This window comes from Achromobacter sp. 1L-A-4-B-C2, assembly GCF_057291955.1.
Map to the genome: position 1 here is coordinate 472,396 of NZ_JBXAWP010000004.1, position 21,273 is coordinate 493,668.

At 64.5% G+C, this 21,273-nt stretch carries 20 protein-coding genes; 5 read left to right on the forward strand and 15 right to left on the reverse strand.

Features of this window, described 5'->3' with window-relative positions:
- Nucleotides 1-25 precede the first annotated feature (25 nt).
- Nucleotides 26-829 (forward strand): 2,5-didehydrogluconate reductase DkgB, encoded by an 804-nt coding sequence (gene dkgB, locus AC0Z35_RS20675; RefSeq protein ID WP_485132615.1) that lies wholly within the window; start codon nucleotides 26-28, stop codon nucleotides 827-829.
- Between the two features lie 14 nt (nucleotides 830-843).
- Here dkgB and AC0Z35_RS20680 read toward each other — a convergent pair whose 3' ends face one another.
- The 3 genes from AC0Z35_RS20680 to AC0Z35_RS20690 are packed head-to-tail and all read right to left on the reverse strand — an operon-like array spanning nucleotide 844 to nucleotide 2,644.
- Nucleotides 844-1,494, reverse strand: a complete 651-nt coding sequence (locus tag AC0Z35_RS20680) for a DUF799 domain-containing protein (protein WP_046805331.1) — start codon at nucleotides 1,492-1,494, stop codon at nucleotides 844-846.
- A complete protein-coding gene (locus tag AC0Z35_RS20685; RefSeq protein WP_046805330.1) occupies nucleotides 1,494-1,955 on the reverse strand; it encodes a DUF4810 domain-containing protein in 462 nt (153 codons plus the stop codon). The genes AC0Z35_RS20680 and AC0Z35_RS20685 overlap by 1 nt, the downstream gene beginning before the upstream one ends.
- Before the next feature lie 11 nt (nucleotides 1,956-1,966).
- A complete protein-coding gene (locus AC0Z35_RS20690; protein ID WP_046805329.1) occupies nucleotides 1,967-2,644 on the reverse strand; it encodes a CsgG/HfaB family protein in 678 nt (225 codons plus the stop codon).
- 169 nt (nucleotides 2,645-2,813) lie between these two features.
- On the opposite strand from AC0Z35_RS20690, the gene AC0Z35_RS20695 reads away from it, so the two are divergent.
- Nucleotides 2,814-4,982 (forward strand): FdhF/YdeP family oxidoreductase, encoded by a 2,169-nt coding sequence (locus AC0Z35_RS20695; RefSeq protein ID WP_485132717.1) that lies wholly within the window; start codon nucleotides 2,814-2,816, stop codon nucleotides 4,980-4,982.
- Here the strand turns inward: AC0Z35_RS20695 and AC0Z35_RS20700 are convergent.
- The 3 genes from AC0Z35_RS20700 to AC0Z35_RS20710 all read right to left on the reverse strand — a co-directional run bounded on the left by AC0Z35_RS20700 (nucleotide 4,975) and on the right by AC0Z35_RS20710 (nucleotide 7,738).
- On the reverse strand, nucleotides 4,975-5,751 hold the full coding sequence (locus tag AC0Z35_RS20700; RefSeq protein WP_120153497.1) for a fused MFS/spermidine synthase: 777 nt from the start codon (nucleotides 5,749-5,751) through the stop codon (nucleotides 4,975-4,977). The two genes, AC0Z35_RS20695 and AC0Z35_RS20700, sit on opposite strands and share 8 nt — an antisense overlap.
- A gap of 92 nt (nucleotides 5,752-5,843) precedes the next feature.
- Entirely contained in the window at nucleotides 5,844-6,692 is an 849-nt protein-coding gene (gene ppk2, locus AC0Z35_RS20705; RefSeq protein ID WP_120153495.1) for a polyphosphate kinase 2, read from the reverse strand.
- Nucleotides 6,693-6,820: 128 nt separating this feature from the next.
- On the reverse strand, nucleotides 6,821-7,738 hold the full coding sequence (locus AC0Z35_RS20710; protein WP_485132616.1) for a helix-turn-helix domain-containing protein: 918 nt from the start codon (nucleotides 7,736-7,738) through the stop codon (nucleotides 6,821-6,823).
- A 165-nt stretch (nucleotides 7,739-7,903) separates the two neighbouring features.
- On the opposite strand from AC0Z35_RS20710, the gene AC0Z35_RS20715 reads away from it, so the two are divergent.
- The 3 genes from AC0Z35_RS20715 to AC0Z35_RS20725 all read left to right on the forward strand — a co-directional run bounded on the left by AC0Z35_RS20715 (nucleotide 7,904) and on the right by AC0Z35_RS20725 (nucleotide 11,131).
- Nucleotides 7,904-8,317 carry a DUF3302 domain-containing protein gene (locus AC0Z35_RS20715; protein ID WP_485132617.1) on the forward strand — a complete coding sequence of 138 codons (414 nt, stop codon included), beginning with the start codon at nucleotides 7,904-7,906 and terminating at the stop codon, nucleotides 8,315-8,317.
- An 81-nt stretch (nucleotides 8,318-8,398) separates the two neighbouring features.
- A complete protein-coding gene (locus AC0Z35_RS20720; RefSeq protein WP_046805324.1) occupies nucleotides 8,399-9,541 on the forward strand; it encodes an HlyD family secretion protein in 1,143 nt (380 codons plus the stop codon).
- A 12-nt stretch (nucleotides 9,542-9,553) separates the two neighbouring features.
- The gene (locus AC0Z35_RS20725; protein ID WP_485132618.1) at nucleotides 9,554-11,131 is read left to right on the forward strand and encodes a TolC family protein; all 1,578 of its coding nucleotides are present in this window, start codon (nucleotides 9,554-9,556) and stop codon (nucleotides 11,129-11,131) included.
- Here the strand turns inward: AC0Z35_RS20725 and AC0Z35_RS20730 are convergent.
- The 9 genes from AC0Z35_RS20730 to AC0Z35_RS20770 all read right to left on the reverse strand — a co-directional run bounded on the left by AC0Z35_RS20730 (nucleotide 11,022) and on the right by AC0Z35_RS20770 (nucleotide 21,260).
- Nucleotides 11,022-11,483: a carboxymuconolactone decarboxylase family protein gene (locus AC0Z35_RS20730; protein WP_120153489.1), complete on the reverse strand. Its 462-nt coding sequence runs from the start codon at nucleotides 11,481-11,483 to the stop codon at nucleotides 11,022-11,024. The genes AC0Z35_RS20725 and AC0Z35_RS20730 overlap by 110 nt on opposite strands.
- Before the next feature lie 68 nt (nucleotides 11,484-11,551).
- On the reverse strand, nucleotides 11,552-12,538 hold the full coding sequence (locus AC0Z35_RS20735; RefSeq protein WP_046805321.1) for a tripartite tricarboxylate transporter substrate binding protein: 987 nt from the start codon (nucleotides 12,536-12,538) through the stop codon (nucleotides 11,552-11,554).
- 73 nt (nucleotides 12,539-12,611) lie between these two features.
- Nucleotides 12,612-13,616: a cyclase family protein gene (locus AC0Z35_RS20740; protein WP_485132619.1), complete on the reverse strand. Its 1,005-nt coding sequence runs from the start codon at nucleotides 13,614-13,616 to the stop codon at nucleotides 12,612-12,614.
- Between the two features lie 141 nt (nucleotides 13,617-13,757).
- Nucleotides 13,758-14,966: a pectate lyase family protein gene (locus AC0Z35_RS20745; RefSeq protein ID WP_485132718.1), complete on the reverse strand. Its 1,209-nt coding sequence runs from the start codon at nucleotides 14,964-14,966 to the stop codon at nucleotides 13,758-13,760.
- 12 nt (nucleotides 14,967-14,978) lie between these two features.
- Complete coding sequence (locus AC0Z35_RS20750; protein WP_485132620.1) at nucleotides 14,979-16,883, reverse strand: Vi polysaccharide transport protein VexE; 1,905 nt, start codon at nucleotides 16,881-16,883, stop codon at nucleotides 14,979-14,981.
- Nucleotides 16,876-18,075 (reverse strand): KpsE/RkpR family capsule polysaccharide export protein, encoded by a 1,200-nt coding sequence (locus AC0Z35_RS20755; RefSeq protein WP_240434022.1) that lies wholly within the window; start codon nucleotides 18,073-18,075, stop codon nucleotides 16,876-16,878. Before AC0Z35_RS20755 ends, AC0Z35_RS20750 begins: the two co-directional genes overlap by 8 nt.
- Nucleotides 18,029-18,745, reverse strand: coding sequence for a P-loop NTPase family protein (locus AC0Z35_RS20760; protein ID WP_046805317.1), 717 nt, complete (start codon nucleotides 18,743-18,745; stop codon nucleotides 18,029-18,031). The genes AC0Z35_RS20755 and AC0Z35_RS20760 overlap by 47 nt, the downstream gene beginning before the upstream one ends.
- Before the next feature lie 9 nt (nucleotides 18,746-18,754).
- Nucleotides 18,755-20,095 carry an ABC transporter permease gene (locus AC0Z35_RS20765; protein WP_314364370.1) on the reverse strand — a complete coding sequence of 447 codons (1,341 nt, stop codon included), beginning with the start codon at nucleotides 20,093-20,095 and terminating at the stop codon, nucleotides 18,755-18,757.
- Nucleotides 20,096-20,102: 7 nt separating this feature from the next.
- Nucleotides 20,103-21,260 (reverse strand): polysaccharide biosynthesis/export family protein, encoded by a 1,158-nt coding sequence (locus AC0Z35_RS20770; protein WP_046805315.1) that lies wholly within the window; start codon nucleotides 21,258-21,260, stop codon nucleotides 20,103-20,105.
- Nucleotides 21,261-21,273: the final 13 nt, after the last annotated feature.

Sequence of the window (21,273 nt, forward strand, 5' to 3'; positions counted from 1 at the left end):
ATCTTTCCCCCTTTCGGAGTTTTACATGAGCATTCCCCGTTTTGGCGTCGGCACGTTCCGGCTGCAAGGACAAGTCGTCATTGATTCGGTGCGCAACGCGCTGGACGTGGGCTACCGCGCCATCGACACGGCGCAAATCTACGAGAACGAAGCGGACGTGGGCGAGGCCATTGCGCAATCGGGCGTGGCGCGTGATGCGCTGTTCATCACCACCAAGATCTGGGTGCCCAACACCGGGCGCGACAAGCTGGTGCCCAGCTTGAAGGACAGCCTGGCCAAGCTGCGAAGCGACTATGTGGACCTGACCTTGATCCACTGGCCCGCGCCGGGCAACGGCGTGTCCATCGACGAATGCATGACTGCGCTGGCCGAGGCGCGCGCGCAGGGGCTGACGCGCCAGATCGGTATCTCGAACTTTCCCATCGCGCAAACCCGCGCGGCCATCGCCGCCGTGGGCCGCGAGGCCATCGCCACCAATCAGATCGAGCTCAGCCCGTACTTGCAGAACGCCACGCTGACCGCGTTCCTGAAAGAGCAGGGCATCCACGTCACGTCGTACATGACGCTGGCGTATGGCCGGGTGCTGAAGGACCCGGTGATCCAGCAGATTGCGAAGCGACACAACGCCACGCCCGCCCAGGTGACGCTGGCCTGGGCGCTACAGCTGGGCTATTCGGTGATCCCGTCATCGACCAGGCGCGACAACCTGGCCAGCAACCTGCTGGCCCTGCAACTGCGCCTGACCGACGAAGACATGGCGCAAATCGCCAAGCTGGAAAGAAACGGCCGCGAAGTCAGCCCCGAAGGGCTGGCCGCGGCCTGGGACTGATACGTCGCGCAGGATTACTGCGTGTCGTAGCGCGGGGAGCGCGGCCCGTACAGAATGCCGCCGGGCTGGCCCGCGCTGAGCAGCATGTGGTTGGTCGTGCCGGCCACGCCATAGCTGCGATCCGACAGCGTGTTGACGATCTGGTCCACCATCGCCTGCACCAGCATGCCGATCAGGCCGCCGCTGCTGTTGCTGGCCTGTACCACCTGCTTGCTGCCCGACCACAGCTTGGCGCCGTTGCGCAGGTCGATCAGTTCGGCATCGATGGCCACCGTGACGTTGCTGGACACTACGGCATAGCTGGCGCCGTACTGCTTTACCGTCATGTACAAGGCCGCGTCGGCGCCGAAGATCTCGCGCAGCTTGGCGCCGGGCAGCCCGTGGATTTCATCCGGGGAGCTCAGGCCGTTCTGCTTGAAGGTTTCGTCCATGACACCGACCGGGATCACGTAGTAGCCCGATTCCGCCAGGGGCCGCGTGGCCTGCGACAGCACGGCGGCCGTGGCGGCCACGTCCACGGACGTGTTCAGCGGCGGCAGCACCAGGATCGACGCCGGCTTGCTTTCGCGGAAAGCGGTGTAGTCCACGTGCTGCTGCGGCGCGACGCAACCGGCCAGCATGGCCACGGCGGCCAACAGGCCGATTCGGAACAAGCGGGTCATCATCACGATCCCTTCTTCAAGGCTGCCGCATCGGCGGATGCCGGGGTGGCGGACGTGGCGTCAACGGACGCTGCGGGCTTGCCGACGTTGCGCATCAGGAAGTCCATGAACGGCGTGGATTCCGGAAAAGCCACCTTCTCGCTTTGCAGTTGCTCCACGCCCTTGTCGCCGTCACCCATCTTCAGGTACAGCATGCCCAGGTGCGCGCGAAAGCCCGGCGGCAACTCAACATTGGCCGCACGCGCGGTTTCAATGTTCTTTTCCAGGGCTTGAGCCTGCACCGCGTTATCCGACCCGTCTTCCTTCAGATACGCATAGACAGACGGCTGATAGGCCTGCCAGCTGTACATCGACTTGGGCTGTTGCACGCATGCACTCAAGAGACCCACCGCGGCGGCTACCGCCAAACCGCGCCCGGCGCGCGCAAGCGCATCCGGGCGACGCATCGCCTGTAGTTTCAACATGGCAAGTCTCCTTAGTTGGCGGAAGGCTGCCAGGCGCCTTGCTCGATGCCGTCGACCAGGCGGTCCACCGCCTCACGGATGGCCAGGTCCAGGACCTTGCCGTTCAGGGTGGAGTCGTAGCTGGCGGTGCCGCCAAAGCCGATGACTTCGCGGTTCGACAGGCTGTACTCGCCCGCGCCCGATGCCGAATACACCACTTCGGACGTCGTCACGTCGACCACGTTCAGGTCCACCTTGGCGTACGCCACTTGTTCCTTGCCACGGCCCAGGATGCCGAACAGCTGCTGGTCGCCGGTGACCTTGCGGCCGAACGCGGTGACGTCGCCGGTCACGACATAGCGCGCGCCCTTGATCTGGTTGGCCTTTTTGTTGAAGCCGGCTTCCTGCTTGATTTCGGAGAGGTTGTCGCGGTCCATGACCTGGAAGCGACCGCTGCGCTGAAGATGGCTGACCACGATCGTCTTGGCCTGGCCGCCCAGACGGTCGACGCCGTCCGAGAACACGCCACGCAGATAGTTGGTGCGGTTATCGAATTTACCGACCGAGATCGGGCTGCGCACGCCTTGATACGGCTTGGCCGCCGCCTGCGTGGCCGGCACCACCAGCGCTTGCGAGCGCTCGGTGGCGCAACCGGAAATTGCCGCCGCCAACACGGCCAGCGCGCCCATCTTTACGACCTTGTTCAACATCTTCTTCTCCTGCCGGCGCCACCGCAGTCGCGGCGGGCAAGCCTCTAATCGTTATTGAATCGAGCCGGCATTATAAGCAAATGAATAGTTTTGTCACAAATTGAAATAACGAGACTTTTGGCACGACATGCGGTATTCAGCAAAAAACGTTTAAAACGTGGCCGACCAGATGCGCATCGCCGAAGCGCCCGTGCTGCTGTTGCGCACCAACAAGCCCGACGGCTTTGACTGCCCCGGCTGCGCGTGGCCCGACAAGGCGCACACGTCGACCTTCCAGTTCTGCGAAAACGGCGCCAAGGCCGTCACGTGGGAAGCCACCAAGAAGCGCGTCACGCCCGAGTTCTTTGCCGCGCATACCGTCACCGAACTGCTGACCTGGAGCGACCACGACCTGGAAGACGCCGGCCGCCTGACGCACCCCCTGGCGTACGACGCGGCCAGCGACACGTATCAAGCCATCGGTTGGGACGCCGCGTTCGCCCGCATCGGCGCCACGTTGTCGGCATTGCCCGACCCCGACATGGTCGAGTTCTACACGTCGGGCCGCGCCTCGAACGAAGCCGCCTTTCTCTTCAGCGTGTTCGCGCGCGAGCTAGGCACCAACAACTTTCCCGATTGCTCGAACATGTGCCACGAGGCCACCAGCGTCGGCCTGCCGCAAGCCATCGGCATCGGCAAGGGCACGGTATCGCTGGACGACTTCGACACGTGTGACCTCATCATCTCGATGGGCCACAACCCGGGCACCAACCATCCGCGCATGATGGGCACCTTGCACGAGTGCGCGCGGCGCGGCGTGCCCATCATCGTGTTCAACCCCTTGCGCGAGCGCGCGCTGGAACGCTTTGCCGACCCGCAGAACCCTGTTGAGATGGGCACGCTGGGGTCTACCCGCATCGCCTCCACGTATTACCAGGTGAAGGTCGGCGGCGACGCGGCCGCGCTCAAGGGCATCATGAAGGCGCTGGTGGCGGCGGACCGCGACGCGCCCGGCGTGCTGGACCATGACTTCATTGCCCAGCACACGGAAGGCCTAGACGCCTATGTGCAGGACCTGGACGACACCCCGTGGCACGACATCGAAGCGGCCAGCGGCCTGTCCCGCGCGGACCTGGAGGCCGTGGCCACCGCCTACGCCAGATCAAATGCCACCATCGTGACCTACGGCATGGGCATCACGCAGCACGCGCGCGGCACCCATAACGTGCAGCAGATTGCCGCGCTGCTGCTCATGCGCGGCAACTTCGGCAAGCCGGGCGCCGGCATCTGCCCGTTGCGCGGGCATTCCAACGTGCAGGGCAATCGCACGGTGGGCATCACGGAAAAGATCGATCCGGTGATGTTCGACAATTTTGAAAAGACGTTTGGTTTCCGCCCGCCCGAGCGCCACGGCCACGACGCCGTGGACGCGATGAAGGCCATGGTCGACGGCTCGGCGCGCGCGCTGATCTGCCTGGGCGGCAACCTGGCGATGGCGCTGTCCGACACCGACCAGTGCGAAGCCGGCATGCGCCGGCTGGACCTGGCGGTACACATGAACACGAAGCTGAACCGCTCGCACCTGCTGATCGGCCGCGAGTCGATCATCCTGCCGGTGCTGGGCCGCACCGAAAGCGACGTGCAGGCCGGCGGCGCGCAGTCGATCACGGTCGAGGATTCCATGTCGATGGTGCATGCCTCGCGCGGCAAGCTGGCGCCGGCCTCGGAACACCTGCGTTCCGAACCGGCCATCATCGCCGCCATGGCCGCTGCCACGTTGCCGCACAGCCGCGTGCCATGGCTGCACCTGGTGGAAGACTACGGCCGCATCCGCGACCTGATCGAACAGGTGTACCCGGACTTCCGGGGCTACAACGAACGCATCCTGAAGCCCGGTGGCTTTCGCTTGCTGTTGCCGCCCACGGAACGCATCTGGAAGACGCCGTCCGGCAAGGCGCGGTTCCTGCCGTTCAAGGGCCTGCGCGAAGACCCGGCCGCGCCGTCGGACACGCTGACGCTGACCACACTGCGCAGCCACGATCAATACAACACCACCATCTACGGGCTGGACGACCGCTATCGCGGCGTGTTCGGACGGCGCGACGTGCTGTTCATGAACGCGGCCGACCTGGCGCGCCTTGGCCTGGAACATGGGGACGAGGTAGACATCAACACCGGCCTGCCGGGCGAATCGCACCGCCATCTTCGGCTGACCGCCATTGCCTACGACATTGCGCCAGGGTCCGTCGGCGCGTACTACCCGGAAGCCAACAACCTTTGCCCGCTGGACTACCAGGACAAGCAAAGCGGCACGCCCAGCTACAAGTCCATCCCCGTGCGGATCCGCAAGGCTATCTGAGTTCCAGCGTGGCCCCGATGACGCGCAGCGTCGGCATCAGCTGACGCCACGCGTCGCGGGGGATGGCGGCGGGACGCTTCAATTCGGCCGCGGCCGGATCGTTCAGCAAGTCGCCCTTGCAGGCGAACACGACACTGTTGGTCATGTCGTCATCCACCACTTCAAACATCGACGAGCCGAACGAGGCCCGCACGCGCGCCAGGTACTCGTGATGCATCGGGTGGTTCACGTGGTAGTTGATGACCAGGATGCCGTTCTCGCGCAGCGCGCGGTGGCAGTCGGCGTAGAACGCTTCGGAACACAGCGCATCCGGAATGCCGCCCACGCCATAACCATCCAGGAAAATCACGTCGGCATGGTCCGACAGGCCGCGCAAGTGGTCGGCCGCGTCGGCCTGCACCACGCGAAAGCGGGCGTTGTCGGGGGGCACCATGAAGGCCTCGCGCAGGGCGATGACGGCGGGGTCGATCTCGACCACTTCAATGTCGGCACCGGCCAGGTAGCGATAGCAGAACTTGGGCAGCGAGCCGCCGCCCAGGCCCACCATCAGGATGCGCGCGGGCTCGGGGTTGAACAGCACGAAGCCCATCATCATGCGCGTGTATTCAATTTCCAGCGCGTCGGGATTCAGCAGCGACATGCTGCTTTGGATTTCTTTCTGCGTGAAATGCAGCATGCGCCGCGTGCCCACGTTCTGGACGAAAGGCCGGTGGATGGCTTGGGGCTCGTCGGACGGGGTGGTCGGCGCGGAAGGAACGTGGTCGGACATGGGGCGGGTGGCGTCTGCCTATGCATCTACATAAAAAACAGACACAAGATACCACTCGCCCCGGACGCACGGGTTTGGCGGCCGCCGAATTCCTAGAACACAGCCGGAACGCTGCGGATCGCGCGGTCCGGCTCGCGGTAGCCCTGCGGCTTTTGCCGCTTGGGCAGCGTTATCTTTGCCCGGGGCAGCGCCTTGTACGGAATGCTCTTGAGCAGGTGGCTGATGATATTGAGCCGCACCCGTCTTTTGTTATTGGAATCCGCCACGAACCAAGGCGCGTAGTCCGTGTCCGTTTGCGCGAACATATCGTCGCGGGCGCGCGAATAGTCATACCAATGGCTGTACGAATCCAGATCCAGCTTGGACAGCTTCCAGATTTTCCGCTCGTCGTGAATACGCGCCTGTAGCCGCCGCGTCTGCTCGGCTTCGCTAACTTCCAGCCAGTACTTGATCAGGATCACGCCGGAATCGATGATGGCACGCTCGACCAGCGGCACCGCTTTCAAGAACGCCTTGGCCTGGCTTTTGGTGCAGAACCCCATGACGCGTTCCACGCCGGCGCGGTTGTACCAACTGCGGTCGAAAATCACGATTTCGCCGGCCGCCGGCAAATGCGGCAGATAGCGTTGCACGTACATCTGCGTTTTTTCGCGGTCGGTGGGCGACGGCAGCGCCACCACGCGAAAGACCCGTGGGCTGACCCGCTCGGTAATCGCCTTGATGGTGCCGCCCTTGCCCGCGCCGTCGCGCCCTTCGAACAGGATGCAGACCTTTGCCCCGCTGTGCACCACCCATTGCTGAAGCTTGACCAGTTCAACATGAAGCTTGGCCAGTTCGCGCTCGTACTTCTTTGCTGACAACCCCGCGACACCGGGCGCGCCGTTTTCAAGTGCGGCGCTGACGGGTTCGTCCTTTGCGATTGCTTTTTCGGTTTTCATCATCTCGCTCCTTGATCGGCCCATCGGGCATTGTGAGCCGAGTCGCAATTGAAGGTCCATGATGATTCCGGCGAAAAATCGTCAGGTTCGAATCACCAGAATCGCGCCCCGTGCGCACGGTGGTTGCAGCGTTATTGCGGATGAAAACGATTGCGCGTTGCGGAAGGCGTCTCAAGGAACAGCGCGCGGTATTGCGCCGCGGAATGCGTGGAATAGGGATAGCCATGCTGCAAGAAGCAGTCGGCCACCGTCATCCGTTTGTCATCGCCTGATGCCAGGTCCCAATACACGTCGTGAAGCTTGCGCAGGCAAAGATAATGTCCTGGGCCCATGCCGAAACACGTTTGGAAGAAGTCGCGCAAACCGCGCTCGCTGATTTTCAGGCCCCGGCGTATGTCTTCGACGTGGGCGTTCTCATTACGCTCGCGAAAGACCGTCAGCGTGGCGTCGCACAACCATGCCAGCGATGACGAAGGGCGGCCCTTGCATCGGTCGTTCGGCAAACGACAGGCCATCAGGTCAAACAGCCGGCGTTCGATCAAGCGGCGGCCGATTGCCGGCGGACAAGCCGGGGTCATCGCCATCAGGGCCGCTTCGCGCAGGGCGCCCCATTGCAGGGGGTCTGTTTTTTCCATGCCACCCGTACTACGCCAACGCCTGAGCGTCTGCGCCAGCAGGCCATCGCCTGTGAACAGCTCGGCATCAACCGGCAACGCGATACTGATCCATTCGTTGGGCCCTGCCGCGCGAAAGACGTAACCCTTGCCCGGCGCCAGGATGCCCAGCGCCGCCGCATTCAAGGGCGCCCCATTCAGCCAGGCCTGGCAGGGAGAAGGCTGCGACAACAGCAACGTCAGGTGAGTAGACCGGCACACCGCTTCGCACACGTTTGAAACGGCGGCGCTACCCTGCTGGAGGTCGATGCCGTCAATGTCGAAACGGCTGATACGCCACCCCCCGCCCCCGCTTCCCAAGAGAAATACGCGCGCCTGGGCGTCGAAGATGGCGTCGGCGTAGGAATCGAACGACTTGAAATGATGAAGATCCATCTGTTTCCCCTGGCAAGGTACCGACGACGTGGATCTGACAACATATTGCCGAAATTAGCATAGACACATGCTTGGGTCACTGGCGAAAATCAATTTGCTGTTTCGCAATAAGCCACCTTGGCAACGGTTGAGTTATTGGCATCCCATAGGGAAAAGGGGCGCGAAATGTCTTTAGCCCGTTCACGACATGGATTTGCCGTGGCCTTTGCCGTTGCTGCCGCAATGGCGCCGGGCACCGGGCACGCCGCGGCGGGCCATTGGGAAGACGCCATCGCCGACGTGCTGGTCTGGGTGGTGCTGGTTCTGGTGCCCATCCTGGCCGTCTGGATATTCTGGAAGCTGCACGTCCTGCCGGAAGTCATCGCCGAAAAGCGCCGCCACCCGCAAGCCGAAGCCATCAAATCGCTATGCCTTTTATCCCTGGCGTTCGGCGGCATGCTGTGGCCCTTTGCCTGGCTGTGGGCGCACACCAAGCCCATCGGTTATCAGATGGCGTATGGCCGCGACACGCACCATGAGGCGCCGGTCACCACGCCCGCCACCGATCTACCGCCCCCTCCATCCCGACCCGACGGTTGATGACCGGCGCGCCAAAGGGGTACGTGTCGCGTGGGCGTGTTTGCGCGACATGTGGATGCCGCACTTGTCCAGGAGGTTTGCATGCTTGAACTCATTGCTCTCTTCTACGGCGTGCTGGTGTGGCTGATCTTCATCAAGCTGAAGCTGCTGCCCTGGAATATTCAATCGCAGGTCGGCGTGGTGGCTGTGGGTGCGGCGGGCCTGACCGCACTTATTTTCATCATCAACGTCGTCACGCCTTCGTCCGCTGAATTGCGCGTGACCAACTACGTCGTCGAAGTCGTTCCCCGCGTGACCGGTCGCGTGGTTGAAATTGCCGTCGAAGGCAATCGACTGATCAAGAAGGGCGACGTGCTGCTGCGCCTGGACGACGAGCCCTATCGTTTGAAATTGCGGCAACTGGAAGCCAAGCTGATCGATGCGCAGGCCACGCAGCAATCGCTGGACCGGGATTTGTCCTCGGCCAAGGCGATGACGGCGGCGGCGTTGGCGCAGGTTGATCTGGCGCGCATGCGGCTGCGCCAAAGCACCGCGCTGGCCGCGCGCGGCGCCGGTAGTCAATACGACGTGCAGAGCTTTCAAAGCGAGCTGAAGGTACGCCAAGCCAACTGGGAAGCCGCGCGCGAAGCGGAACAGAAAATCCGCTTGAACATCGGCGCCATGTACGAAGGCGACCAGGCCGCCGTGGCGCAGGTGAAAGCCGAACTGGACACGGCCAAGTGGGAGCTGGCGCAAACCACCCTGTATGCCCCGGCGGACGGATACGCCATCAACCTGCAAGCGCGCGTGGGCTCGTATGCCGCCGCGATCCCCTTGCGGCCCATCATGTCGTTCGTTGAAACCTCGCAGCAGGTCATCGCGTTCTTCGATCAAAACCAACTAACCAAGGTCAAGCCGGGCGACGAGGTCGAGGTGTCCTTGCGCACCATCCCCGGCCGCGTGTTCAAAGGCAGCGTCGATTCCATTGTGTGGGCCACATCACAAGGCCAGTTCCAGGCATCCGGCGCCTTGCCGGGCACCACGGCGGAAGGCGCCAGCGCCGCCGCGCCGATGCAATACGCGGTGCGCATAGACCTGCAGGCGCCCGAGGACATCATGTTTGCGATGGGCGCGCGAGGCAACGCCGCCATCTACACAGACAGCCTGCGCGCGCTGCATATGGTGCGCAAAGTCATCTTCCGCGTGTCGTCCAAACTGGACTACCTGGTTCTCAAGCTGCACTGACCGGCCTTGCCTATGTCCGCGCCCCTGACCCTTCTTTCCCGCGCGCTGCCCCTGGCATGTATGGCCATGCTGATGGCCGGCTGCGCCAACCTGAACCGGCCGGCGGACGATGCCATGGTCAAGGACGCCATGGCCGGTACCGATGTGCCGGCGGCGTGGACGACCAGCGCGCAAGCTGCCGCGTTCGAGCCCGCATGGGCGGGGTTTCCGCGGACCGGCACCTTGCAAGCGCTGATCGAGGAAGCGCTTGCCAACAATGTGGACCTGCGCGTGGCGGCCAGCCGGATGCAACAGGCCGCGCACCAGGCGCGGCTGGCGGGCGCATCGTTGCTGCCCACGGTAGGCATTGGCGCACGCGCGGCCACGGACCCGACGCCGGGCAGTGCGTTTTCCGCCAACGGCTACGCCGTCCTGATGAACTGGGAGCTGGACCTGTGGGGCAGGGCCAGGGCCGAGAAACTGTCCGGCGAGGCGGGCTACCGATCATCGGAAGCCGACTACGCCTACGCGCGCCAGTCCATCGGGGCATTGACCGCAAAAAGCTGGCTCGCGGCACTGGAGGCAAGCGGGCAGCTTGCGCTGGCTCGCGAACTGGAAAGTGCAACAAGCGACCAGCTCAAGCTGATCCAATACCGTCGCAGTATCGGCCGGGTCGGTGAATTTGAAGTGGCGCAGTGGTCCGAGCAGGTGGCCGCGGCGGCGGACGTGGTGGCCCAGCGCGAACTGGCGCGGGTGCAAGCGCTGCGCGCGTTGGAATTGATGTTGGGACGCTACCCCGCCGGCGTCGCGCAGGCGGACGAAGCCATTCCCGATTCGCCCGCGCCGCTGGCGCCCGGCTTGCCGCTGGCGCTGCTGGACCGCAGGCCTGACCTGGTGGCCGCGCGCGAACGCCTGGTGGCGGCCTTTTTCGGCGCCGAGGAAGCCAAGGCAGCGCGCCTGCCCACCATTGCGATATTTGCCGGCGCGGGGCGCTTTACCAAAGACTATTCCGGCTTGGCAACCAGCATGCAAAGCTGGGTGTTCCCCGTGGGCGCCTCGTTGGCCTGGCCGCTATTTGACGCCGGCCGTCGCCAGATCACGCTCGAATTACGCACAGAACAACAGCGCGAAGCGCTGGCGTTGTATGCGCGCGCCATCCTGGGCGCCATGGCCGAAGTGGAAAACGGCTTGACCGGCGAGCAGCAGCTGGCGATGCGAGAGCAATCGCTGCAACGCCAGTATTCCGAAAGCCGCCGCGCGCTGGCGTTGGCGCAGGTGCAACGCCAGATTGGCCAGTTTGACGACTTCGACGTATTGCAGCGCAAGCGCGACGCGCTGCGCGTGCAAAGCGACCTGATGCACGTGCGCGCCGAAAGGCTGGTGCAGCGCGTGAACCTGCATCTGGCGCTGGGCGGACGCTTCGAGTCGGATGCGCCGACGCCCCCCGCGACGCCAGCGTCAACGCAAAGCAGCCCCGACGCCGATCAGGCCGCGTCGCACGCTACGGCTGCGAGCCCGCGCCAAACAGATCCGCTTGCCGGGGGTCCGCCGACGCCAGGTCATAGCCAATCTGCGCAGCTACCTCACGCAAAATATTCTGCGCCAGATTGAACGCCGTATTGGCCGCCGGCACGCCGGCGTAGATGGCATTCTGCAACAGCACTTCTTTCAACTCATCGGGCGTCAGGCGCGACTCATCTGGCGCGGTCAGCGCGGCGCGCACGTGCAGCTCGAATTCTTCCCAGCGGCCCAGCGACAGCGTCACGGCCAGCACCATCATGCGGCGCGCCTTGTGCGGCAAGCCCGGACGGCTCCAGATATCGTGCCACGCGTAACGCGTGATCATGTTCTGGTAGTCGGCGGTGAACGTGGTGGCGCGGTCCAGCGAACGCTGCACCCATTCGTCACCCAACACAGCGCGGCGGTTCGCCAGGCCGCGCTCGAAGTCTTCTTCTCGGCTCATCGTGTGCTTCTCCCTGCAACGGGTTGACAAGGGAACGGGCCAACGCCGCGCCCGTTCCCGTCGGTGGATCAGTTCACCGTGATGTTATTGGCTTTCACGACCTCGGCCCAACGCACTTGCTCGGCGTCGACGAACTTGGCGAAGTCGGCCGCGCTGCTGCCCACGGGGGTCAGGCCCAGCTTGGCCAGCTTGTCGCGCGTTTCGGGACGCGCCAGCGCCTTTTGCACCAGGTCTTGCAGCTTGGCGACCACTTCCGGGCTGGAGCCGGCGGGCAGGAACAGGCCGTTCCATTCGACCACGTCAAAATTCTTGATGCCGGCTTCGCCGACCGTCGCCACATTCGGCAATTCCGGCATGCGCTTGGCCGAGGACACGGCCAGCGCCTTGAGCTTGCCGCCGCTGACGTAGTTCAGGCTGGATGCCGCGTTGGCGAAGTACACGTCCACCTGTCCGCCCATGACGTCCACGATGGCCGGCGCGCCGCCCTTGTAGGGCACGTGCACCACGTTCACGTCCGCATCCTTCTTGAGCAGTTCAGCAGCCATCTGCGCCAGGCTGCCGGGGCCGTACGAGGCAAAGGTGTACTTGCCGGGGTTGGCACGCGCGGCCTTGATGAAGTCGGGCAGGTTGTTGAACGCCGAGCCCGGCGCCGCCACCAGGATGTTGGGCACGCTGACCGCTTGCGAGACCGGCACGAAGTCCTTCTTCGCGTCGTAGGGCAGCTTGCGCAGCACCGGGTTGATCGAGAACGCGGACGCGTCGAACAGCACCGTGTAGCCGTCCGGCTTGGCGCGCGCCACGAAGGCCGCACCGATCGAGCCGCTGGCGCCGCCCTTGTTTTCGATCACGACGCTTTGGCCGGCTACTTCGCTCATGCCCTGGGCGATGATGCGCGCGGCGTTGTCAGCGCCGCCGCCGGCGGAATACGGCACCACCATCGTGATGGGCTGCTCGGGATAGCCGGCGGCGTTGGCCGCGCCGACAGCGCCGACCAGGCCGATGGCCGCAACCAGCGGACGCAATGCGGCCAAGGCCGCGAAACGGGTCTTCTTCATGTGTGCTCCTCACAACTCCCCGGAAGGGGATATTCGATTGATGATGAATCGTTGCGCGATCCGCCTGACGGGGTCAGACGGTCGCGATGGGGTTGACCGGCGCGCCGACCAGACCGGGCACGTACATGGGTGCGGCGGTCAGGAAGAAAGCGTGTCGGCCATGCTGGCGCAGCCAGTGCGCCAGCGGGGTCAGATGCCAGAGCTCGCCCAGTGGCAGGCCCAGCTTGAAGAGGCATTGTTCGTGCAAGGGCAGCAGCGGCCCGGGGCCTGCGTCCAGCTGATGGTTGCGCAGTTCCACGGCGTGGTTGTCCGCCGCGATGGCGGCAATGCGGCTGTCCTTGATCCAGGCCAGCAGTTGCGCGTCCGCGCCGTCCAGCACGCAGCAGCTGGTCTTGAGCCGTTCCTGTTCGTGCTCGCCCAGCGTCAACGCCAGGTCGGCCAGGCCAGTGTGCAGGCACAGCACGTCGCCGGGCCGCACTTGCACCGCGTCGGCCTCGATCACGTCCATGAGGTCGCGGTACGACACCTTGCGTTGTTCATCGCCAAAGCGGGCGCGCAGGTCAACCATCACGCCGCGCCCCTGGATGCCATGGCGCGCCATCGGCGCGATGGACAGGTCTTGCGTGCCGGTGAAGTTGTCGGGGGAAGGCTCGCTGACGGTAAAGCCGTTGTACCCGGTGGGCTGCGGCTGGCCCGTACCGTGGGCGTCATACATCGAGCCCACATGGCCCAGTGCGTCCCATTGCGTGGAGTACTGCGGCGACAGCGTAACGCGGTCGTCGCTGACGACGTCGGTGGCGCCGGGCACGTCCAGGCCCAGGGGATATCGGTACACCGGCACGCCGTTTTTCTCGGCGGGCTGGATCGACGGCCCCTTGCGGCGCGGGTTCAGCACGGGCGCGCGCGGCACTGTCAACGGCAAGCTGAGCGAAAACGAAATCCCGGTCTTGATTTCAGCGACGGCGGCCAGACGCGCCTGGCTGTCCAGGTGGTTCAGCGTGCCCAACTGGTCGTCGTGGCCGAAATCGCCCCAGTTCGAACCCTGCGGGCGGCGCAGGTATCGTGGTGTTTGACTCATGGTCACTGTCCCCTCGTCCTTGGCGGGACGAATTTGTAAACGTTGTTACGCTTATTGCAACACGTTGCGTCGCAATTTCAGGGGGACAACAACCCGGGTGTATCTCAGAGTGGACAGTTTTTTGTCGCGCAGCCTTGACGCCTAGCCGCCGCAGCCAGACCCGGTTCTTGATGCAGGCAGGGGCGTATCGCCACCGGTGTTGCCGGCAAACTTGCGGATCTTGTCGGCCAATTCCGGCGTCGGGTACTCGTAGCCGTAACAATACGGCGGCGTCGGGGCGGCATCGGGTCGGTAGTCCTGCAACACCGGCTTGGCATCGCCCAGGTACAGGTTGTCTTTCAGGCGCAGGAAGGCTTTGTAGTCGCGCGTGTAGCCGTGCTGCGACTTCAATTTTTCGTATGCGCCCCGATCCGACTCGCCGTTGTCCAGCGCGCTGCGTTTGGCGGCAATGGGAATGTAGTGGCAGTAATTGACGTTGACGCCTTCCACCGTGGGAAAGAATTCGGGCTCGACGCACTTGCGCTGCGCCGTGTTGTTGAAGATGTTGCCTTCGACCAGCGCCTTGGCTTCCAGGCTGAAGCTCATGCCGTAGAAATCCCAGTCTTCAAGCAGGTTGTTGAACAGGTGGAACGTGCCGAACTGCCCGCGCGGATTGCGCTGCACGGTGTTGAAGAAATAGTTGTGATGCAGCGTCACGCGGGCGATCGAATCACGTTCGTAGTTCTGGAACAGATTCTTGGACGTGATGTTGTTCAGCAGCATGACCTTGTTCGAGTTATGGAACTTGGTCCATGAAATTGTCACGTCGGTGGACCCGTTCTTCACGTTCAGCAGCCGGTCCGACATGCGCGACAGATCCATATGGTCCACCCACACATCGCGGCTGCCATTGGCCACGTTCACGGCCTGCGTCAGCCGGTTCAGGCGGCCGTCGATGGTCAGGTGCGTCAGGATGACGTTCTGCACGCCGTACACGCCCAGCCCGTCGTCGATCAAGGCAACGCGCTTGCCGCGCCCGTCGATCGTCACGTTCGAGGGCACGCGCAGCTGCTTGTCCAGCACGATCGTCATATCGGATGCGAAGCGGATCCAGGTCGGACCCTTCTTGGCTTGCGCCAGCGCGGCGCGCAAGGTGCCCGGCCCCGAATCCTGGTCGGACGTCACCTCGATGAACTTGCCGCCCAGGCCGCCCGTGGCCTTGGCGCCGTAGCCTTCGCGTTGAGACAGCAGCGATGAAACGAGCGGGCAGTGTTCGTCCGGGCTGGGGCAGGCTTCATTCGCGGCCGCCACCCCACCTTGCAGCAGGGCCACGGCAAGCAGCCAACGCATCGTTTTCATTGCAGACTTCATCAAGGCTTGTTCCTATTGCTGCGCGGAGCGATCCGCTGACTGCACATGACGCCAGATGCCGCCGCTCAAGCGCAGATTTTCAGGGGGGCCGGCCACGTGTTCGCGCAGCCGTTCGAAATACGCCTTCTGCCATCGCAGCGCGTAGGCGTCCGCGTCTTCGCCAGGATTGGCCGCCGGCAGCATGGCCAGCGTGTACGTCACCTGGCCGTTTTCCCAGCGCGGCGCGTAGAACACCGACGGCACGCCCACGCGATGCGCCAGGTGCGACGCAAAGCTGGAATACGTTACTTCCTGACCTTCGAAGGTGGTGCGGGGCGCGGCGGGATTCGCCGCGCCGTCGATGGCCAGGCACAGCACGAAGCCCGAGTTGATGGCGCGCATGCAGGCTTTGGCCACCTGCGCCTCGGTTTGATCGGCGGTGGAAATCAAGGCCGTGGCATAGCTGCTTTGGGCCACCGTGGGCGCGGTGGCGAGCCAGCGCGACGGAATGCCCAGAAGCTCCAGCGCCATCAACCCGGCATACATGGGGCCGACGTGCGCGGTCGCCACCACCACGCCCTTGCCAGCCGCCAGCAGCGGCGCGAAAAAGCGCTCGCCGGTATCCAGTTCGCCCAGCAACTGCATGGCCTCTTCGACATCGTCTTCGCGGCATTCCAGCCAGTCGAACAGCAGATGGTCGATCATGTGGCCCCAGCGCGCGCGGCGTTCCCAATCCGCGCGGTCCGCATTGGCGTCGCCGCGCAGCGACCACGCCCAATCCAGCCGCGCCTGTGGAATCGGCGCCATGTGCAGCCGCTGCTCCATCTGCGCCATGGCGTCCTGGAAGGTCTTGGGCAGGTGTGCGCTGCGCGTGGCGACGTACTTCGTGTACAGCGCCTCGGCCTCTTGCTTGCGGCCCGCCTGCGACAGCGCGCCGATGGCCGAGCGCTGCCAGGTCAGCTTGTCGGGAGACTTCTCGACCAGCTTCAACATCTGCTCGGCGGCCTTGTCGTACTCCAAGGTGTAGCGCAGCGCACGTGCATACAAAGCACGCGTCTGCTCCAGCTCGGGCGCCAGTTCAATGGCCTGCGCCAACGGCGCCGCGGCCTCCTTGTAGCGGCCGGCACGCAGCAGGGTTTCGCCGTACAGCGTCAACAGCCGCACGTCCGTGGGCGCGGCGGCCAGGCCCGTTTCAAAATGGGTCAGCGCGTGCACCTTGCGGTCATCCTCAGTCGCACGCCGCAGATGCGCCATGCCCAACGACGCGCGCAAGGCGGGGCTGTCGTGGCCAGCGTTCAGCGCCCGGTCGCCCAGTTCAATCGCCGCCTGGGCGCGCTCGTCTTCCAGCAATGCGCGCACGGCCATCGTGGCCACGCGTTCATTCGGCAGCTGCGCGGGATCCAGGCTTGCGGCGATGTCGGCGGCCTGGGCCGTGTCGCCATTACGCGCAAAGGCCATCATCCAGGCATACGCCTCGGCGGGCTCGTCGCGCGCCATGGACACCGTGGCGCGTGCGACCTCGGCGGCGTCCGTCACGCGGCCAGCCTGCACGCGCAACTGGATGCGCGCGGCGTGGTGCGATGCGTTGGCGGGCTCGATGCCGGCCGCGGCATCCACCTCGGCAATAGCGCGGTCCCACTGCTTGGTGCGGCCCAGCAGGCTGGCCAGCAGGCGGCGGTCATCGGCGCGGGCCGGGTACGCCGCAATCAGCGTTTCCAGGGCGGCGATGGCGGGCGCGAGCTTCGCTTCGCGCATCCAGGGCGCGACCAGCAGGCGGCGCACATCGCGCCAGCCCTCGTTCGTCTTCGCCAGCGCCGGTCCCAGTCTTGCCAACTGGCCGGCGGGTTCGTCGGCCGCCAGAATGTCGCGGATGACTTCGCGCAGCTGCGTGGTGGCGTCGGCCTGGGCGCGGCGTTCTTCAATAGCGGTATCAACCATGGCGCAGCCCCCGCAACAATGCCATTGCCACGCGCGACACAAACATCAGCACAAAGCCTAGCGCCAGCGCTTGCAGCAACAGGATGGCGGTACGCGGGCTGCTGGGGCGGTCCGTGGGCACCGGCTGCGCGATGATGGACAGATAGCGTTGCAGGCGCAGCGCGTCCGTCATCGCCTGTTGGTACGACTGCTGCGCCAGCGTCAGGTTGGAATCCGCGAACGCCTGGGTGTTACGCAGCGCCTCGTAGGACTTGAGCTGCTTGGCTTCGGCATTGCCGTCGCCGCTGAGGCGACGGCGCACCGACGCAATGCGCTTTTGCAACGCCACCACCTGCATCTGGGCGGGCTTGAGCATGAAGTGGTCCTTGTTTTCCAACGCGCGGATCTTGTCCAGATTGATCTGCGCGCTGCTCAGTTCGGTTTCCAGCTGGCTGGACAGGTTCAACAGCATGGCCACCGTGGCCGTCGGGTCGATGTTGCCGTGCGTGGTTCGCCACGCCGTCAAGGCTTCGCGCGCGGCCAGCGCCTTTTGCTCGGCCAGCCTGACCGACTCTTCGCTGACCTTCAGCTTGTCGGCCACGCCTTTCTCGTTCATCGAGCTGACGAATTCTTCGGCCAGGCCGATCAGCGCCTTGGACAGCATCGCGGCGTCTTCCGGCGAGAACGCGCTGACGCGCAGCACGTCGATCTGCTCCAGGGCGTTGAACGAGACGTGTACCGCCGACTGATAGGCGCGGTACAGGTCGTCTTCGCTGGAATCTTCGGCCAGGTGGTTGAAGGGGTCGATACCCGTGTGGATCAGGTACTGGCGCAGGCCGACCTTCTTGTCCAGCTGTTGCATGGCATCGCGCGATTTCAGGAAATCGCTGACCGCCCAGCCGTCGACAAAGCCGCCCAGCATGCCGCCCATGTTGCCCGTGGTCAGCAAGCTTGCCGCGCCGCCTCCGCCGCCTTGCTGGCCGGAGCCCGACTGCACGAAAAAGCGCGATTCCGCTTCGTAGCGCGGGGTGGCAACGCACAGCACATAGACCAGCGCCAGCGCCACCGGCGCAATGACGATGAACGCGTTGATCCAGCGGTGGCGCCGGCGTTCGCGCAGCGCAGCCTGCCGTTCGCGACGGCGGCGTTCGATTTCGGAGCCGCCCTCAGATCCCGAGCTGGCTGTCTTCGAAGCCGCCTCCGAAGACGTCATCGCCGGTGCCGGAGTCGCTTCGAGATCGTCGCGGGGGGTATTTGCTGAGGCATTGGTCGAGGTCGTCTTCGATGCTGAGAGCGCTTCGTTCATAAATCAAGCCCTTGAGGCAGTAGTCCGCCATCTGGTTCTGGCGATAGCTAGAGAGAATTAGGGTCCGGCCGATCAACCGCTCTTCGAACAGGGCCAGCCAGAGCCGGGTGAACCGGCAGGGTTCGAAAGGGATGGCCCCTTCGATCACGTAAACGTCGAAAGCCGGCGCCAGCGCCAGGGCGAACGAGAATTCCTGCCGTGCGTAAAGCGGCCAATGTTCCATGGGTTTGGCCAGCACCTTGGGGTCGCTGATCAGGTCCGCGACCAGTTCGTGCGTGGCTTCGATATCGATTTCGTACATCTCGCAGACGAAGTCGATGATGGAAAGCCCGTTGGCCTTGCCCCGGATAAAACCTTGCCGCCCAATCGCCCACGACACATTGCCGTCGTGCTTGACGAAGCCCTGGCGCGGCGGCCGCAGATTGCACAACACGTCGACAATCTGGCGGTGCATCTCGGGCGTATGCGACAGCAGGGCGTAGCGCCCGACGGGTATGTCGAGCGTGGCGTTGGCCAGCAGCGGTTGCCGGCTGCCAAAGGCATAGGGTTCGTCAGTGACGCCATTCAGATGAATCATCTGGCCCCCTTACATCGGCTGGACATTGGGGCGTGCAAGACGCTCGGCCGCCAGGGCGACCACCATCATGAACACCAATGCCGTCAAGAAATAGCCCAGGCTGGCATCGTGGGAATCGTAGGCCGCGAAGTAAGCCGAACGCAGCAGCTGCATGCCGTGCGCGAACGGCGACCACAGAATCCATGGGCGCAGATGCTCGGGCAACTGCTCCGACACGAAGAACACGCTGGAGAATATCTGCAAGCCCCGTTCGATGACGGGCGCCAGGCGCAGGAAGAAATGCCAGAAGGTCGCGATTGACCCGAACAGCACGCCCATCGCCGACCCGCAGCAGCCCATCAGCACCACGAAAAGAATGAAGCCCGCCCAACTCTCCGGCAGCGTGATGAGTCCCAGCGCGTGTCCCGCGCTGATCAGCACGGCGAACACCACCAGGTACACCGATACGTAGATCATCGCCTGCACCAGCGCGCACATCAGCGGGGTGACGCCCTGGAAGTTCAGCAGCCCGCGCGCCGAGATATAGGCGGTACTGCTTCGGAAAACGATCTGCCGGAACATGATCCATGTGGTGGCTCCCAACAGCGAAAACGTTTGCACGTCCATGCCAAGAATGAAGTGCGTGCCCATCAGGATGTACAGCGACGAGATCAACGTCAGCAGTACGACAGGGCCGACCAGCGCCCACAGCAGCGCGATGCGGCTTTCGCCGTGGATCACGCGCAGCTGATACACGAACAGCGCCATCAGCGTGCGCCCCACGGGCTGCCCACGGCCGGCACTGTCCGGATGGTGCCCCTCATGCAGCACCTGCAAGCGCTGCCGCAGAATGGCAAGATCCGCGGCCTCGCCCTGCGGCAATTCGATTTCCAGCGCGATGTCGTTGCGCGACGCATGGCGGCGCGCATCGCGCGCCTCGTCCTGCTTGCGCCGTTCGACGCGCCGCGCGTGCGCCGCCGCCAGCCGTTCGTCTTCCGCGATCAGCTTGGCGGGCATGTAGCCCGACGCGAAGACATCCACGCCCGCGCGGATATCCGTTTCCAGCAGGCGCACGATCAGGCGCAGCCGCCGCCGCGAAAAATCGGCCAGCGTCTCGTCGACCTTGCCGCGCGCGATCTCCGCGTCCAACTCGGCCTGCACCGCTTCGTACACCGCCCGGCGGGCGGCAACGGAATCGTGCGGCTCGCCCAGCAGCCGCGCAAGCAATGGCTTGAGCAGCACGCTGGGCGTGGCCTTGGCTTCAAACAGCGCGGCCGGGTCCAGGCGCCACGCATCGACGCCCGAACCCACCGCGTAGTTACTGTCCTTGCGGCGGTTACGCCACCCCTTGATCCGATCCTCGTTACTCATCGACACGCTATTGGGTCACGCCGGAAGAGCTGGAGCCCGAATCGCTATCGATCGCACGCGTGGCGCTGAAGCCCGCGCTCATGGTGACGCGGAAGGCCGACAGCACCTTCTGCACCTGCGTGAACGGCGCGTCCGAAATGTAGATGGCCTGCCCTTCATGCACGGTGAATTCACGCGCCAACGCCACTTGCTCGGGCCGCGTCAGGTCAAACTGATACACCACCGGCAGCATGTCCGGCTTGCCGGCCACACCGGCCTTGGCGGGCGTGAACAGGAACACGGAACGCGGGTCGGCCAGCTTGTCGTCCAGGCCACGCGAATCGGCCAGCGCGTCCAGTACCGAGTAATTGCGCTTGCTGATCGCCACGCGGCCCTGGTTGCCCGCCGCGCCCAGCACGGTCAGGTACTCGCGCGAGTCGTAGGCGGTAATGACGTCACCCGGCCGCAGCAGAATGTCGTTGTTCTGATTGCGGTAGATGTCCGACAGACGCACCGAGGCCACCTGGTTGTCGCGGCGCAGGCTGATGACCAGTTGTTCGGGGTTGGTCTGCACCGGCGCGGCCTGCGCCAGCGCGCTGCTCAGGCGCTGCGCGGTCTGCGTGATCGGGTACATGCCGGGCTTGGTCAGGTTTCCCTGCACCGTCACCATCTGGCCGCGCGCATCGGTCACGCGTGTGACGCTGACGTCCGCGCCCACCACCAGCTTGGCCAGGCGGGCAACGACGGAATCATGCAGCTGCGCCAGCGTCAGCCCTTCTGCGCGGAACTTGCCCAGGATGGGGAAATAGACGTTGCCCGACCGGTCGATCTCCTGGTTGCCCAGGTCGCTGACGCCGGACGGGTCCGCCGCGAATACGCCCAGCCCACCGCGTTCCCACACGCGCACGTTGATGCCGTCGCCAGGCACCAGGCGGTCGAAGCCCGCTTGGGTCAGGTCGCGATAGCGGACCGGAAAGTCCGCCACGTCAGGCACCCTGCTGGCTTGCACCAGTTCGCGCGAGGCGGGCATCACGATAACGTCCTTGTCGTCGTGTGCCCCCGTCATTTCGCTCAACATCGGACCGGAACGCGGCAGCTGGCAGCCCGAAAGTGAAAGTGCGGCCAGCACCACCATGGCGAAGGCCGCGTTGCGCCGCAGGCCGAAAGCCGGGACGTTCATGTGCATAAAACCCTTAAAT